The sequence below is a fragment of the Nocardia sp. NPDC058499 genome (assembly GCF_042719915.1).
GTDB lineage: Bacteria > Actinomycetota > Actinomycetes > Mycobacteriales > Mycobacteriaceae > Nocardia.
The window spans coordinates 108,868-124,485 of record NZ_JBHXMZ010000012.1 but is presented as its reverse complement, the minus strand read 5'-3'; the positions used below and the strand labels follow the sequence as shown (position 1 = coordinate 124,485).

The window sequence follows — 15,618 nt, the reverse complement described above, 5'->3', positions numbered from 1 at the left end:
GCCCGTTGTAGTCCTTCCGGGGCCGGATTCGCACCCATAGCGTCATAGGGGCAGCTGGACAGCTGGCCTGAGGAGAGGAACTTCCTGTGACGAAGCGGGTATTCGTCGTCGGCGTCGGCATGACGAAATTCGAGAAGCCGGGTCGACGACTCAACGACGACGGCAGCATATGGGACTACCCGGACATGGCACGCGAGTCGGGTACGAAGGCTCTGGCCGATGCCGGTATTTCCTACGATGAGGTGCAGCAGGCCTACGTCGGGTACGTGTACGGCGAGTCCACGTCCGGGCAGCGCGCTGTCTACGAACTCGGGATGACCGGCATCCCGGTCGTCAATGTGAACAACAACTGCTCGACCGGTTCGACCGCGCTCTATCTGGCGGCGCAGGCGATCCGCGGCGGCCTTGCCGACTGCACCTTGGCGCTGGGTTTCGAGAAGATGCAGCCCGGTTCCCTGGGCTCGACCTTCGACGACCGCGAGCAGCCGATGGGCAATCACATGATGGCGCTCGCCGAGATCTCCGAGGTGCTGTTTCCGCCCGCGCCGTGGATGTTCGGCGCGGCCGGTCGCGAACATATGCGGCAGTACGGCACCACCGCCGAGCATTTCGCCGCGATCGGCTGGAAGAACCACAAGCACTCGGTGCAGAACCCGTATTCGCAGTTCCGTGACGAGTACACCCTGGAACAGATCCTGGACTCGCGGATGATCTACGACCCGCTGACCAAACTGCAGTGCTCGCCGACCTCCGATGGTTCCGGCGCCGCAATCCTGGCCGGTGAAGACTTCGTCGACAAGCACAATCTGGCCGATCAGGCGGTCGAGATCGTCGGCCAGTCGATGACCACCGATTTCGTATCGACCTTCGACGGCAGCTGCAAGAACATCATCGGCTACGACATGAACGTCGCCGCGGCCGCGCAAGTCTACCAGCAGGCCGGCCTCGGCGCCGAGGATTTCCAGGTCATCGAGCTGCACGACTGCTTTTCGGCCAACGAACTGCTGCTCTACGAAGCCCTGGGCATGTGCGCGCCCGGTGAGGCAGGCCGGCTGCTCGACGACAACCAGACCACCTACGGCGGCAAATGGGTGGTGAATCCCTCCGGCGGCCTGATCTCCAAGGGCCACCCGCTCGGCGCGACCGGTCTGGCGCAGTGTGCCGAGCTGACCTGGCAGTTGCGCGGCACCGCCGACGCGCGTCAGGTCGACAACGTGACCGCCGCGCTGCAGCACAACATCGGCCTCGGTGGCGCCGCCGTCGTCACCGCCTACCAGCGCGCGAACCGCTGACCGTTCTCAATCCCCTTACATGACAATCCCTTTCGTAGGAGAACAATCATGGGTCACATCGAGAAGACCGCCACCCTGTCCGCCCCCGCCGAAAAGTTGATGGCCGTGATCACCGATCCGACGACCTGGGGTGACTGGTTCACCATCCACGAGCGCTGGATGGTCGAGCCGCCGGCCACCCTGACCGCGGGCGCGGCGCTGACCGCGAAGATCTTCATGCTCGGCATGGCCAACAAGATGGAATGGGTCGTCGGGGAGGCCGAGCCGGCCAAGCTGGTTCTGTCGGGCACCGGGATGGCCGGTGTGAAGGCAACCTTCTCCTTCGATCTGACCCCGGCCGGCGACCGGACCGAGGTGCGGGTCTCCGGCGATTTCGAGGGCTCGCTGATCAAGGGCGCGCTCGGTAAGGCCGTCGAGAAGGACGGCACCAAGCAGCTGCAGGCCTCGCTCGACAAGCTGGCCGCTCTCGCCGCCGGGGCCTGAGCATGGCCGATGTATTCGAATTCGACCGTGACGGCCTGAACCTGTGGTCGGACGAGGAACGTTTCGAGGTCACCCGCGAGCGGCTGGCCGAGTACGCCGCGGCTACCAACGACCCGATCGCCGCGCACCGCGCCGGTGACATCGGTTCGCCGGTGTTCGCCATCGTCCCGGCCTTCGACGCACTGATGGCGCCTGCCGTCGATGTGGTCCCGATGGATATCTTCGGCCGGATCACTCACGGGGAGCAGGACTTCCATTTCCATCGGCCGATAGAGCCGGGCGATCGACTGGTGTCGCAGGGACGGGTCATCGGCTGGGAGACGAAGTCGACCGGCTCGCTGGTTTATATCCATCTCACCTGCAAAGACGAGGAGACCGGCGAACTGGTCAACGAGCAGTACCTGTCCGGTTTCTTCCGTGGTGTCGACGCCGGTCCGAAGGTGGGGGAGGCGATTCCGCTCATCGAGCCGTACACCGAGCTCAAGGCTTCGTCGCCGCTGGCCGAGGCCGCCCACCATGTGGACGATGACCAGACGTTCCGGTACGCGCCGGCCTCGGGCGACCCGGTACCGATCCACTTGGACGAGGAAGTCGCGAAGGACGCCGGTCTGCCCGGCATCATCGCGCACGGTCTGTGCACGATGGCGATGGCCGGGTGGGGTGTACTCGCCGGAGTAGCCGACTCCGATGTCTACCGGATCAGACGTTTCGCCGTCCGGTTCTCCAAGTTCGTTTTTCCCGGCGACGACCTCGACACCCGCATCTGGCAGGCGGGCACCGAAAACGACGTCACCACTTACGCGTTCGAGACCGTGCGTGGATCCGACGTGGTCCTCAGCAACGGCATCGCCGAAATCGCGAACCGATAGCGGTCTGCCACCCGTGGGGCGCAGAACCGTCGGTGCGGTCGCCCGTCGCGGCGCCGCCTGCCTGCCGCTACATCCGTCGCGGCAGAACGAGACTTTGTACGAAGGAGTAGACATGGGTGCTTTGGAAGGTCGGATCGCCGTCATCACCGGCGCCGGCCGCGGCATCGGACGTGAGCACGCACTGCTGTTCGCCCGCGAGGGGGCCGCCGTCGTGGTGAACGACCTCGGTGGCAGCAACAGCGGTGACGGCGTCGATGCCGGGCCGGCGCAGGAGGTGGCGAACGAGATCGTCGCCGCCGGCGGTCGCGCGGTCGCCAACTCCGACAACATCGCCACCTGGACGGGCGCGCAGGCATTGGTCGCGCAGGCGATCTCGGAGTTCGGTGGCCTCGATATCGTCGTCAACAACGCCGGGATCCTGCGTGACGGTTTCATCCCGGGCCTGTCGGAAGCCGACTGGGACGCCGTCGTGGCGGTGCATCTCAAGGGCCATTTCGCGGTTATCCATCACGCCTCGGCGTACTGGAAGGGCGAATCCAAGGCCGGCCGCCTGCCGAACGCGGCAATTATCAACACCGCCTCGGCCTCCGGAGTGACCATGCCGAACGCGGGCCAAGCCAACTACGGTGCCGCCAAGGCCGCCATCGCCGCGCTGACCCTCGTTGCCGCCGACGAGCTGCAGCGTTACGGCGTGCGGGCCAACGCGATCGCCCCGATCGCGCGCACCCGCCTGACCCTGGCCACCCCGGGTATGGGTGCGCTGATGGCGGCCGAGGCCGCCGAGGCCGAGGGAGGCTTCGATTCCTTCAGTCCGGCCAACATCTCGCCGTTGGCCGCCTACCTGGCGACCGAGAAATGTCCGGTCACCGGCAAGGTGTTCGCGGTGCAGGGCGGCGCGATCAGCGAACTCGCCGGTTGGCACGACGTGAAGACCATCGAGACCGACGAGGCGTGGTCCATCGACGATATCGCCGCGCGATTGCCCTGAGCCCTGATTCTGGAGTGAACGACGATGTTCGAATGGTCTGAAACCGACGAGATGATCCGCGAGTCCGTGCGCGCGTTCATCGACAAGGAAGTACGTCCCCATCTCGACGAGCTCGAGCACGGCGATCTGCCGCCGTACGACATCATGCGCAAGCTGTTCGCGGACTTCGGTATCGCTGCCATGGCCGGCGAAGCCGTGGACAAGATGCTGGCCGCGCAGCAGGCCGAAGCCGACCGCATCGCCGCGGGCGAGCCGGTACCGGAGAAGAAGCCGGGCGATAAGAAGAAGACCGCCGGCAACTCACTGGCCGCGCAGGGCAGCATGGCGGCGGTGCTCATCAGCGAGCTGACCGGGGTCACTCTGGGCAGTGTCGCGGCGGTCGGGGTCAGCCTCGGTCTCGGCGCGGCGACCATTGCGACCCGGGGCACGCCGGCGCAGCAGCAGCGCTGGCTGAAGGATATTGTCACGCTGGAGAAGGTCGCCGCGTGGGCGATCACCGAACCCGACTCCGGTTCCGACGCGTTCGGTGGTATGAAAACCTACGTCCGCCGCGTGGGTGAGGATTACATCCTCAACGGTCAGAAGACCTTCATCACCAACGGTCCCTACGCCGACACAGTGGTGGTCTACGCCAAGCTCGACGAGGGCGACGGGGCCGGCAAACGCGAGCGCAAGGTTCTCACCTTCGTCCTCGACAAGGGTATGGAGGGCTTCACTCAGGGCAAGCCGTTCCAGAAGATGGGCATGCACTCCTCGCCCACGGGTGAGCTGTTCTTCGACAACGTGCGCCTGAGTAAGGATCGCCTGCTCGGCGAGACCGAGGACCACAAGGGCGGCGACGGCCGCGAAAGCGCCCGGTCGAGCTTCATCGTCGAACGGGTCGGTTGCGCGATTCTGTCGCTGGGCATTATCAACGAGTGCCGCCGCCTGTGCATCGACTACGCCAAGTCCCGCACGCTGTGGGGGCAGGAGATCGGCCGGTTCCAACTGATCCAGCTGAAGCTGGCCGAGATGGAGGTCGCGCGCCTCAACGTCGAGAACATGGTGTTCAACGCCTTGGAGAGCTTCGCCGCAGGCAAACTGCCGACCCTCGCCCAGGCATCGGCGATGAAGCTCTACTCCACCCGTGCGGCGACCGATGTCGCGATGGAAGCGGTGCAGTTGTTCGGCGGCAACGGCTACATGGCCGAATACCGGGTCGAGCAGCTGGCTCGTGACGCGAAGTCGCTGATGATCTACGCCGGCAGCAACGAAATCCAGGTGACTCACGTCGCCAACGGATTGCTCGCCCAGTGAGCCGCGCAGGGCCGCATCCGCTCGCATCCCACCGGCGGCTCGGTGTGATCGTGAGCGGACGCGGCGGGTGTTTTCCAGGCAGATCGATCCGGCAACCCAGGTTGAAGACATGGCAATGAAGCCAGGCAGTGGTCACCATGTGGTGACAGAATCGGTCGAAGTTTACGACGGTTGGCGAACGCGTCAGCTCAGCGTCGCGGGCGACGGTCCGCCGATGGTGTTGTTGCATGGAATCTACGACCGCGCCGATACCTGGCGGCGAGTGCTCGAACGCCTTGCCGAGGCGGGGCGTCGCGCGGTGGCGGTGGATCTGCCGCCGGTGAACGGCCGCCGTACCGGCGAACCGATATTGCCCCTCCTGGACGCGTACGTCGCCGCACTGGTGCGTGCTCACGCAGGCACCGAAGGCGTGGTGCTCGGGGGCAACTCGATGGGAGCGGGACTTGCTCTGCGTGCGGCGCTGAATCCGCAACTGCCCGTGCGGGCATCCGTCCCTTGCGATGCTCCCGGTTTCGGATACCGGCCGCTGGTCACCGTGACCGTCGGCCGGTACGGGCCCCCCGAATCGCTGCTCGCGCGTATCCGCGTGCCTGCTGCCGTGTTTCGCGGTCGTGGCGCAGTGGCTGTCGCCAACCGCGTGCTCTACGTGCGTGACCGGCCGAATTCTGCCGAAGACGTCACCCGGTTTCTCGAGCTCTTCGCGCGTACCCGGCCGATCGGCAGCTTGATTGCCTGCGGTCGTGCGTTACTGCGCGAGTTCGATGCCGGCTACCCGGCCGGAGCATTACCGCCGACCCTGATCGTCCACGGCGGCAGAGACACATTGATACCGCCGTCCGCCGCGATTCGCGCCCGACACCGATTTCCGTCCGCGAGGGTGCGGATTCTGCCCGAAGTCGGACACTGCCCACAGGTGGATGCGCCCGACGCTGTCGCCGCCATGCTCCTCGACTGCGAGCTCGGCCACCGCGAGATCGCATGACTCCTCCGCCGGCTCGCACGCGGCCTGGTTGCACCGAGTCCAGCCGTCCGCTTCGAATGGAGAACGTACTATGACCGAGCAACGTGGAGCAGATCAAGGAACACACCGTGCTACCGGTGATCTGGGAGCCGGGCGGTGATGAACTCACACCGAAGATGTCACTCGAGCGCAAGGCCATCACCGAGAAGTAGGCCGCCGAGATCGAAGCCATGTACCACTGAACACGCCGGTCCTGTGGGGCCACGACCATGTGAAGGTCACCACGGTGCCCTGTCTACATCGGGACCGGCGTGTTCGCGGGTGTCACACTGTTCGTTCACACCGATCCTGCGCCCGGCCGACGTCGTCGACACGAGCCGGCCGGCGATGTGCCGAGGCCGAGCCGTTGTTGATGCGGTCGAGCGCCGCCGCTTCTTCGCCCTGGGCGAACACGGGGCCGGGGTGGAACAACGACGAACCTCGAGAAGTTGAGTCGGGATAGCTCAACTATTGGAGGTTGTGTTCGTGACTACACCACTGAATCTTCCGGTGCTGTTCCTGACCGATCCCATCGTGCTGCCGGGCATGGTCGTCCCGATCGAACTGGACGAATCCGCGCAGGCCGCGATCGATGCCGCGCAGGCCGCGAAGACCGGAACCGTACTGCTCGCTCCCCGCTTGACCGAGGGGTACGCCGCCTACGGTGTGCTCGCCACCATCGAGCAGATCGGCCGGATGCGCGGCGGTACCCCCGCCGCCGTGCTCAAGGCGGAACGGCGCGCGAAGATCGGCCACGGGGTCACCGGGCCCGGGGCCGCGCTGTGGGTGGAGGCCGAACCGGTCGAAACCCCCGACGCCGACGGCCGCACCCGGGAACTGGCCGACGAATACAAGAAGCTGGTGGTCTCGGTACTGCAACGCCGTGAAGCGTGGCAGGTGATCGATGCCGTCAACCAGCTCACCGACCCCTCGGCCATCGCCGATACCGCCGGCTACGCCGCCTATCTCACCGCCGAGCAGAAACGGGAACTGCTCGAAACCCCGGATGTCACGGCGCGGCTGAACCGGCTCATCGAATGGACCCGCGCGCATATCGCCGAGGCCGAGGTCACCGAGAAGATCGGTGACGAGGTTCGCGAGAACATGGAGAAGAGCCAGCGCGAATTCCTGCTGCGCCAGCAGCTCAACGCCATTCGCAAGGAACTGGGCGAGGACGAACCGGACGGCGCCGACGACTACCGCACCCGGGTCGAGCAGGCCGATCTGCCGGAATCGGTCCGGGAGGCGGCTCTGCGCGAGGTGACCCGGTTGGAGCGGTCCAGCGATCAGAGCCCGGAAACCGGCTGGATCCGCACCTGGCTCGATACCGTGCTGGAACTGCCGTGGCAGGTGAAAACCACCGACTCCACCGATGTCGCCGCCGCTCGGGCGGTGCTCGACGCCGACCATCACGGCCTGGACGAGGTGAAGGACCGGATGGTCGAGTACCTGGCGGTCCGGGCGCGGCGTGCCCGGCGCGGGCTCGAGGTCGTCGGCGGTCGCGGGTCGGGCGCGGTGCTGGTGCTGGCCGGGCCGCCCGGAGTGGGTAAGACCTCGCTCGGCGAATCGGTCGCCCGGGCGCTGGGCCGCAAGTTCGTGCGGGTCGCGCTCGGCGGTGTCCGGGACGAGGCCGAAATCCGTGGTCACCGGCGCACCTATGTGGGTGCGATGCCCGGCCGGATCGTGCGGGCGATCAAGGAAGCCGGTTCGATGAACCCGGTCGTCCTGCTCGACGAGGTGGACAAACTGGGTGCCGATTTCCGCGGTGACCCTGCGTCGGCGCTACTCGAGGTGCTCGACCCGGCCCAGAACCACACCTTCCGGGATCACTATCTGGATATGGACCTCGACCTCTCCGATGTCCTGTTCCTGGCGACCGCCAACGTGATGGAAACCATCCCCGGCCCGCTGCTGGACCGGATGGAAGTGATCACCGTGGACGGCTACACCGAGGACGACAAGGTGGCCATCGCCCGCGATTTCCTGCTGCCCCGCCAGCTGGAACGCAATGCGCTGACCGCCGGGGAAGTCCAGGTCACCGATGCCGCACTGCGTGAGGTCGCGGCCGATTACACCCGGGAAGCCGGGGTCCGGCAGATGGAACGGCTCATCGCCAAGATCCTGCGCAAGGCCGCAACCCGGTTATCCGAAACCGGAATCTCCGGTACGACCCCGAGCGGTCTCGGGGACGACGCTACGAGCGGCTTCGAGGCCGATACCGAGCGTGGTGCGGATGCCGCGCGCGGTCTGGGGTACGACCCCGAACTGGGTTACGGCCCGGGCGGGAAGGCCGCGGACGGTGTCACCGCGCTAGGCGAAAGCCTGCGTATCGATGTTGCCGACCTGAAGGAGTACCTGGGCCGCCCCCGGTTCACCCCGGACTCGGCGGAACGGACGGTCGTGCCGGGTGTGGCGACCGGCCTCGCGGTCACCGGACTGGGTGGTGACGTCCTCTACATCGAGGCGAACACCGCGGAAGGGGAGCGCAACCTCACTCTCACCGGGCAGCTGGGAGACGTGATGAAGGAATCGGCGCAGATCGCGCTGACCTACGTGCGCTCGCATCTCGGCGAGATCGGTATCGAACCCGGTGTTCTCGAACGCAGCCTGCACCTGCACGTCCCCGCGGGCGCCGTGCCCAAGGACGGTCCGTCCGCCGGGGTGACCATGGTGACCGCGCTGGTATCGCTGGCGCTCGGGCGTCCGGTGCGTTCGGATGTGGGGATGACCGGTGAGGTCACGCTGAACGGCCGGGTGCTGCCGATCGGCGGGGTGAAGCAGAAATTGCTCGCCGCCCAGCGTGCGGGGCTGAAGACGGTGTTCATCCCGGCGCGTAACGAGGCGGATCTGGACGACGTTCCCGCCGATGTGCTGGCCGAACTGGATGTCCGGCCGGTGGCCGACGTGGCCGAGATCCTGGCGCATGCGATAGAGCCGTTCCGGGAACCGGCCTTCGATGACCGGTCCCTGGCGGCCACCGCCTGACATCCTCCCGCGGGCCGCGGTAGCCATCACCGGCTACCGCGGCCCGTTCGCGTTTCCGCGAATGGCTCCCATCCGCCCGGCCGGTCCACCCGAACTCCGTCCAGCAATGTTCGCGGTACGACCGGCAGCGTGGTCGTCCTGGCCGAAAGTGATGGAAACTCATGAAAAGCATGCAGCGCGTTGTGCTTCTGGCCGCGGTGGTCTCCACGACCGCACTCCTGGGGGCGACAGCATGTTCCGGTGACGAAGGGGCCGGGGAAGCGACGTCGACCAGCAGCGCTCCCGCATCGTCTTCGGCGACCGAGGCGGCCGGCGATCCCGCGGCCGGCCTCGTCGGACCCGGATGTGCCGATTACGCGGCACAGGTGCCCGACGGCGCGGGATCGGTCGGCGGGATGGCGCAGGATCCGGTCGCGGTGGCGGCCTCGAACAACCCGATGCTGACAACCCTCACCCAGGCCGTATCGGGCGAACTGAATCCGCAGGTGAACCTCGTCGATACGCTCAACGGCGGCGAATTCACCGTTTTCGCCCCGGTCGATTCGGCCTTCGCGAAGGTCGATCCGGCAACGCTGGAGACGTTGAAAACGGATTCCGCCACGCTGACCGATATCCTCACCTACCACGTGATCCCGGGCCGGATCGCGCCCGGCGATATCGCCGGGGACCATGCGACCGTTCAGGGTGACACGGTGACCGTGACCCGCGACGGCGAAACGATCGAGGCCGGGACCGCGTCGGTGATCTGCGGCGGCGTGCAGACCGCGAACGCGACGGTCTACATGATCGACGAGGTCCTCATGCCGCCCGCCTGACCGATTTCTCCGCGCGCCATGGTCCGGTGGCCGAGACTGGGCCGATGACGCCTTGCGCCCACAGATGTGACCTGCGCTACAACCCGAGCTCGGTGTCCATCCTGGGCGCCGCGGGTGGCGAACACCTTGCCATGCAGTCGAGGGCACGATCATGACGAAGTGGCCGGAATCCGGCTCCGGGGCGATCCGGCTCCGGAGCGTCGACGCGGAGCACACCGGCACCGAAGAAGGGGCGGCGTGCCCCGTCCGCCGCGCAGGCCACGACGACAGTGCGACCCAGCGCCGGCTCGCCGACCTGCTACAGGCAGCCGGGAACGGCGACCGTGAGTCGTTCACCCTGTTCTATCGGGAGACCAGTCCCCGGGTGTTCGGGCTGACGCGGCGGATCCTGCGCAGCCCGGCCGCCGCCGAAGAAGCCACCCAGGAGGTGTATCTGCAGGTCTGGTCGGCCGCCGCCCGCTACGACCCGGCGCGGGCGAGCGCAATCGGCTGGTTGATGATGATCGCCCACCGGCGAGCCGTCGACCGGGTGCGCGCCGAGGAATCGGCCGCCGTCCGCGATATCGTCTACGGCCACACCCATTTGGGTCGCGACCACGACATCGTCTCCGAAACGGTGCACCAGCAGTTCGACGAGCAGGCTGTCCGCGATTGCCTCGAAGTGCTCACCGCCACGCAGCGGGAGGCGGTCGCGCTGGCCTACTACAGCGGGCGCACCTACCGCGAGGTCGCCGATCAGCTCCACTCGCCACTGCCCACCATCAAGAGCCGCATCCGCGACGGTCTGAAACGGCTCCAGAACTGCCTCTCAGGGGTTGTCTCCGATGCCTGATATTTCCCCGCCCGATTCGCCGGACAACCACGGTGACCTAATGGACCTGGCGTTCCCCTACGCACTCGACGCCGTCTCGGCCGCCGAGACCGCCGATATCGAACAACGGTTACGCGCCGCCGATCAAGAGACTGTCCGGGCCTTCGACAGTGTCGTACGCGATGTGCGGGAAGCGATGAGCGCCTTGTCGGTCCTCGACGCGCAGGAGCCGCCCGCCCAGGTGGAGGCGCGCATACTCGCCGCCCTCGCCGCTCGCCCCGGCGCACGTTCGGATGTGCACACCGGTGCGCGGCGCACCGGTCTTGGTGAAGGGGTGCCATCCGCGACGGGACCGCGGGATTCGCGGGGGGATACAGCGGGATCCGGCCCGAGCGGGGGGCCTGCGGACGCCGATGAACTGGCCCGAGCCCGCCGGCGGCGGCGGCGTCGGCTGTCGGGACTCGCGGCCGCGGCCGCGGTGGTGGTTGCTATCGGTATCGGTTTCGGGGTTCTCGGCCGGCAGACCGGTGACGAGCCGGGCGGAGCCGTCACCGCACAGCAGATCCTCGAGCAGCCCGACGCCCGCACATCCACGACCCCGGTCGGTGTCGGCGGGACCCTCACGGTGCGCTTTTCCGCCGAACTGGGCGCGGCCACCGTCGCCTTCGATGCCGTACCGGCCCCACCGGACGGCAGCGACTACCAGCTGTGGTTGATCGATGCGACCGGTGTTCCGCAACCGGCCGGGGTGCTGCCCGAGCTGCCGGCCGCGGACGCGCCCTATATCACCGAGTTCAGCGGTTCCGAACAGCTCGCGGTAACGCTCGAACCAGACGGCGGGTCGCCCGCGCCGACCAGCACACCGCTCGGGGCGGTCACGCTGGGGTGAGCCACCCGGTCGGCTCGGGCCAGAGCCAGGCAGGGCGGTCGGCAGTTCGTACCGGACACGGCTCGCGGTGAACAGCGCCTATCCGCGGCGGAACCACGGATCCGCGGGGAAGACAGGGGCGGTATCGACAGGGGTGGCACCCCGGATCCGGGACCAGTGGCCGGCGGATTCCAGGCCGCCGCTCGGTTCCTGTCTGGTGTCCGGCCGGTCACGGCAGGGTCGTCGCCGCCCGCGAATTCCTGACGGTTCGGTGACGCTGTGCCCGGGCATCTTCCCCAACCGTGCCCACAATGACACCATCCGCAGCTAGGCAGTACGACGAACACCGAGGCAGGCGGGCCCACGGCCCGATGGCGGAACGAGGTTGCCGATGCAGGATGTACCGGATTCGCCCGGAATCGCGCAACGATCCCGGGAGCCGGCGAGTGAACGCACGCCGGGGGTTGTGGCGGCGGGTCTGTGCGGTCTCGTGGCCGCCGGGATGGTGCTCGGTATCGCGGAACTGTTCGCGGGTCTGATCGATCCGGACGCCTCGCCGTTCGTCGCGACCGGTGCCACTGTGGTCGACCACACGCCGGAAACGTTGCGCGAGTTCGCTATCGAACAGTTCGGCACCGCTGACAAAGTCGTGCTGTTCGTATCGATGGGTGTGGTGATGGCGGTGCTCGCCGTCGTGGTCGGCCTGCTGGAACGGCGGCGACCATACGGTAGTGCGCTGCTGATCGCATTCGGCCTGATCGTCTGCGTGGCCGTGCTGGGACGGCCCAACGCGACTGCGGTGTTCGCGATTCCGACCCTGCTCGGTATCGCGGCGGGGGTCGTCACACTGCGCTTTCTGATAGCGCGAGCACCGGCCCCGACGCCCCTGGGCGAGGTGTCGGTCGACCCGTCCCGGCGCCGGTTCCTGGTGCTGGTGGCCGGTGCCGCCGCAGTAGCCGCCGGCAGCGCGGCCGCCGGACGCTGGGTCGGCGAACGAATGCGCGCCGTAACCGCCGATCTGGAACGTTTCGTGCTGCCGCGTCCCGTGACCGCGGCGGCACCACCGCCACCGGGTACCGACCCACCGGTCCGCGGTCTCACCGAATTCGTCACGCCCAACGACACGTTCTACCGGATCGACACCGCCCTGCGAATTCCGGCGGTGACCAGCGAGGACTGGCGGCTACGCATCCACGGCATGGTGGACCGCGAGATCGAACTGACCATGGACGAGCTGCGCCGCCGCCCCGCCGTGGAAAAGATGATCACCTTGACCTGCGTCTCCAACGAGGTAGGCGGCGATCTGGCCGGCAACGCCCGGTGGATCGGATACCCGCTGGCGGACCTGCTCGCCGAGGCCGGCGTTCGTCCCGACGCGGATATGGTGCTGTCCACCAGCGCTGACGGATTCACCGCCGGAACACCGGTGGCGGCCCTCACCGACGGTCGCGACGCGCTGCTGGCCGTCGGGATGAACGGTGCACCGCTACCGGTCGAGCACGGTTATCCGGCCCGGCTCGTGGTCCCCGGGCTCTACGGCTACGTCAGCGCGACCAAATGGGTGGTAGACCTGGAACTCACCAGATTCGACAAGGCCCAGGCGTACTGGACCCGCCGCGGCTGGTCGGCGCGCGGCCCGATCAAAACCGCCTCCCGAATCGACGTACCCGCCCCGTTCGCCGAGATCGCCCCCGGTCCGGCCGTCGTCGCCGGTGTGGCCTGGGCCCAGCACCGCGGTATCACCGCCGTAGAAGTCCAGGTAGACGACAGCCCATGGCAGCCGGCAGAACTCGCACCGGAATACTCCTCGGACACCTGGCGTCAGTGGACCTGGCGCTGGGACGCGACACCCGGCGACCACACCCTCCGAGTCCGCGCCACCGACGGTGAAGGCCGCATCCAGACAGAACAGCGGGCCGACCCGGTACCCGACGGCGCCACCGGCTGGCACACTCGGACCTTCCGCGTCGAGTAAGCGCCGTGCCGCAGTCGATCCCGGCCCCGCTTTGCGGCCTGCGGCCTGTAGTGGCGAGAGCCTCCAGAGGCCCACCGAACCGCGCCGCTGTAGCTCCGGAAGATATCGAGGGTGTGTCAATTCTGGCCGCCGATAAGTGACCCTTACCGGCAGCAAGGTGCAGGAGCGGCGACGGGAATGTCCGCGAGTCGATCGGCGGTCATCGCGTGCGCACGCGGTCGCCGAGGGCCGGGACGGTGCCGGCTCTCGGCGACCACTGTGCGCGGCGTCCGGTTGGTTTTTCAGGCTGCGGCCGGTTCCGGTGCGCCGGCGAACTGGGTGCGGTAGAGCTCGGCGTAGCGGCCGTTCGCCGCGAGCAGCTCCGGGTGGGTTCCGCGTTCCACGATTTGCCCTGCCTCCACCACCAGGATCTGGTCGGCGGCGCGCACGGTGGAGAGGCGGTGGGCGATCACCAGCGCGGTGCGGTCCTGCAAGGCCTCGTTCAGTGCTGCCTGTACCGCTGCTTCGGATGTGGAGTCCAAGGAGGCGGTGGCTTCGTCGAGAATCACTACCCGCGGCTGTTTGAGCAGCAGCCGGGCGATGGTGAGACGCTGGCGTTCGCCGCCGGAGAGCCGGTAGCCGCGTTCGCCGACCACTGTGTCCAGGCCGTCGGGTAGTGAGGCGATCAGATCGCGTAAGCGGGCGCGGCTCAGCGCATCCCACAGCTGCTCCTCGTCCGCGTCGGGCGCGGCGAGCAGCAGGTTGGCCCGGATGGTGTCGTGGAACAGGTGCCCGTCCTGGGTTACCAGGCCCACCGTTTCCCGGATGGAGGCGGTGCTCAGCTCGCGAACATCGGTGCCGCCCAGCCGTACCGAACCCGAATCGACATCGTAGAGTCGCGAAACCAGCTGGGCGACGGTCGATTTACCGGCGCCGGAGGAACCCACCAGAGCAATGAGCTCACCGGGTTCGGCGCGGAGGCTGATTCCGTGCAGCACCTCCTCGCCACCCCGGGTGTCCAGGGTCGCGACCTCCTCGAGCGAAGCCAGCGAGACCTTGTCCGCCGCGGGGTAGCCGAAGCGCACATCGTCGAATTCCACGGCAACGCCCCCGGCCGGGACCGGCCGCGCATCCGGCGCGTCCTCGATCAGCGGTTTCAGATCGAGGACCTCGAAGACACGCTCGAAACTGACCAGCGCCGACATGACCTCCATCCGGGCGCTCGCGAGCGCGGTGAGCGGCGAGTACAGCCTGGTCAGCAGCAGCGACAGGGCGACGACAGCCCCGGCGTCGAGCTGCCCGCGCAGTGCGTACCAGCCGCCCAGGCCGTACACCAGTGCCACCGCCAGGGCCGAGACCAGTGTCAATGCCGTGACGAATACGGTTTGCAGCATGGCGGTGCGGACCCCGATATCGCGTACCCGCCGCGCGCGCAGCGCGAATTCGCCGGACTCCTGGTCCGGTCGGCCGAACAGTTTCACCAGGGTCGCGCCCGGTGCCGAGAAGCGTTCGGTCATCTGGGTGCTCATGGCCGCGTTCAGGCCGGCGGCCTCGCGCTGGATATCGGCCAGCCGATCACCCATCCGGCGGGCCGGTATCACGAAGACCGGTAGCAACAGCAGGGCGAGCAGTGTGATCTGCCACGACAGCTGGAGCATCACCACCAGCGTGAGGACGACGGTGACGAGATTGGCGACCACTCCGGAGAGCGTGTCGCTGAACGCGCGCTGGGCCCCGATCACATCGTTGTTGAGGCGGCTGACCAGGGCACCCGTCCGGGTCCGGGTGAAGAATGCGATCGGCATGCGCTGGACGTGATCGAACACGGCGGTGCGCAGATCCAGGATCAATCCCTCCCCGATACGGGCCGACAGCCACCGGATCGCCAGACCCAACCCGGCATCGAGAACGGCGAGGCCGGCGATGCCCAGGGCCAGCATGATCACCGTCCGGGCGGCGGAGCCGCCGATGATCTCGTCGACCACTCGCCCCGCCAGCAGTGGTGTGGCCACCGCGAGGACCGCCGCCACGACGCTGAGCGCCAGGAATGCGCCCATCCGGCGCCGGTGCGACCGCGCGAACACCAGGATGCGCCGGGCCGTGGCAAGGCTGAACGCCCGCTGTTCCTCGGGGGCGTGCATCCGCCGGTACATCTGATCCCAGGCAACCGATTCCATGCTCATCCGACATGTCCTTCCGCTCCGGAGGCCGATTCAACTCCAGTGCACCGACACTAAAAGCTCAACCTTTATTCAGG

12 protein-coding genes are annotated in these 15,618 nt (G+C 67.5%); 11 read left to right on the top strand and 1 reads right to left on the bottom strand.

Annotation, left to right across the window (positions count from 1 at the left end):
• Positions 1-86 precede the first annotated feature (86 nt).
• From ACFWPH_RS29275 to ACFWPH_RS29225, 11 genes are all read left to right on the top strand, one after another.
• The gene (locus ACFWPH_RS29275) at positions 87-1,292 is read left to right on the top strand and encodes a lipid-transfer protein (protein WP_378755399.1); all 1,206 of its coding nucleotides are present in this window, start codon (positions 87-89) and stop codon (positions 1,290-1,292) included.
• Positions 1,293-1,340: 48 nt separating this feature from the next.
• Entirely contained in the window at positions 1,341-1,775 is a 435-nt protein-coding gene (locus ACFWPH_RS29270) for an SRPBCC family protein (protein ID WP_378755398.1), read from the top strand.
• A gap of 2 nt (positions 1,776-1,777) precedes the next feature.
• Entirely contained in the window at positions 1,778-2,644 is an 867-nt protein-coding gene (locus tag ACFWPH_RS29265; protein ID WP_378755397.1) for a MaoC/PaaZ C-terminal domain-containing protein, read from the top strand.
• Between the two features lie 112 nt (positions 2,645-2,756).
• Positions 2,757-3,632, top strand: coding sequence for an SDR family oxidoreductase (locus ACFWPH_RS29260; protein ID WP_378755396.1), 876 nt, complete (start codon positions 2,757-2,759; stop codon positions 3,630-3,632).
• A gap of 24 nt (positions 3,633-3,656) precedes the next feature.
• Positions 3,657-4,928, top strand: a complete 1,272-nt coding sequence (locus ACFWPH_RS29255) for an acyl-CoA dehydrogenase family protein (RefSeq protein WP_378755395.1) — start codon at positions 3,657-3,659, stop codon at positions 4,926-4,928.
• Positions 4,929-5,142: 214 nt separating this feature from the next.
• Positions 5,143-5,910 carry an alpha/beta fold hydrolase gene (locus ACFWPH_RS29250; RefSeq protein WP_378755394.1) on the top strand — a complete coding sequence of 256 codons (768 nt, stop codon included), beginning with the start codon at positions 5,143-5,145 and terminating at the stop codon, positions 5,908-5,910.
• Positions 5,911-6,474: 564 nt separating this feature from the next.
• Positions 6,475-8,913, top strand: a complete 2,439-nt coding sequence (gene lon, locus ACFWPH_RS29245; RefSeq protein WP_378755438.1) for an endopeptidase La — start codon at positions 6,475-6,477, stop codon at positions 8,911-8,913.
• A 161-nt stretch (positions 8,914-9,074) separates the two neighbouring features.
• Positions 9,075-9,728, top strand: a complete 654-nt coding sequence (locus tag ACFWPH_RS29240) for a fasciclin domain-containing protein (RefSeq protein ID WP_378755393.1) — start codon at positions 9,075-9,077, stop codon at positions 9,726-9,728.
• A 151-nt stretch (positions 9,729-9,879) separates the two neighbouring features.
• On the top strand, positions 9,880-10,560 hold the full coding sequence (sigK, locus tag ACFWPH_RS29235) for an ECF RNA polymerase sigma factor SigK (protein ID WP_378755391.1): 681 nt from the start codon (positions 9,880-9,882) through the stop codon (positions 10,558-10,560).
• Positions 10,553-11,428: an anti-sigma factor domain-containing protein gene (locus tag ACFWPH_RS29230; protein WP_378755390.1), complete on the top strand. Its 876-nt coding sequence runs from the start codon at positions 10,553-10,555 to the stop codon at positions 11,426-11,428. The genes sigK and ACFWPH_RS29230 overlap by 8 nt, the downstream gene beginning before the upstream one ends.
• A 370-nt stretch (positions 11,429-11,798) precedes the next feature.
• Complete coding sequence (locus ACFWPH_RS29225) at positions 11,799-13,382, top strand: molybdopterin-dependent oxidoreductase (RefSeq protein WP_378755389.1); 1,584 nt, start codon at positions 11,799-11,801, stop codon at positions 13,380-13,382.
• A gap of 281 nt (positions 13,383-13,663) precedes the next feature.
• Here the strand turns inward: ACFWPH_RS29225 and ACFWPH_RS29220 are convergent, their stop codons facing one another.
• Positions 13,664-15,544, bottom strand: a complete 1,881-nt coding sequence (locus tag ACFWPH_RS29220) for an ABC transporter ATP-binding protein (protein WP_378755388.1) — start codon at positions 15,542-15,544, stop codon at positions 13,664-13,666.
• Positions 15,545-15,618: the final 74 nt, after the last annotated feature.

What these genes read in the sequence shown, in the direction of transcription:
- ACFWPH_RS29270 (WP_378755398.1), top strand. Translation starts at nt 1,341, where the DNA reads ATGGGTCACATCGAGAAGACCGCCACCCTGTCCGCCCCCGCCGAAAAG.
- ACFWPH_RS29265 (WP_378755397.1), top strand. Translation starts at nt 1,778, where the DNA reads ATGGCCGATGTATTCGAATTCGACCGTGACGGCCTGAACCTGTGGTCG.
- ACFWPH_RS29260 (WP_378755396.1), top strand. Translation starts at nt 2,757, where the DNA reads ATGGGTGCTTTGGAAGGTCGGATCGCCGTCATCACCGGCGCCGGCCGC.
- ACFWPH_RS29255 (WP_378755395.1), top strand. Translation starts at nt 3,657, where the DNA reads ATGTTCGAATGGTCTGAAACCGACGAGATGATCCGCGAGTCCGTGCGC.
- ACFWPH_RS29250 (WP_378755394.1), top strand. Translation starts at nt 5,143, where the DNA reads ATGGTGTTGTTGCATGGAATCTACGACCGCGCCGATACCTGGCGGCGA.
- lon (WP_378755438.1), top strand. Translation starts at nt 6,475, where the DNA reads ATGGTCGTCCCGATCGAACTGGACGAATCCGCGCAGGCCGCGATCGAT.
- ACFWPH_RS29240 (WP_378755393.1), top strand. Translation starts at nt 9,075, where the DNA reads ATGAAAAGCATGCAGCGCGTTGTGCTTCTGGCCGCGGTGGTCTCCACG.
- sigK (WP_378755391.1), top strand. Translation starts at nt 9,880, where the DNA reads ATGACGAAGTGGCCGGAATCCGGCTCCGGGGCGATCCGGCTCCGGAGC.
- ACFWPH_RS29230 (WP_378755390.1), top strand. Translation starts at nt 10,553, where the DNA reads ATGCCTGATATTTCCCCGCCCGATTCGCCGGACAACCACGGTGACCTA.
- ACFWPH_RS29225 (WP_378755389.1), top strand. Translation starts at nt 11,799, where the DNA reads ATGCAGGATGTACCGGATTCGCCCGGAATCGCGCAACGATCCCGGGAG.
- ACFWPH_RS29220 (WP_378755388.1), bottom strand. Translation starts at nt 15,544, where the DNA reads ATGAGCATGGAATCGGTTGCCTGGGATCAGATGTACCGGCGGATGCAC.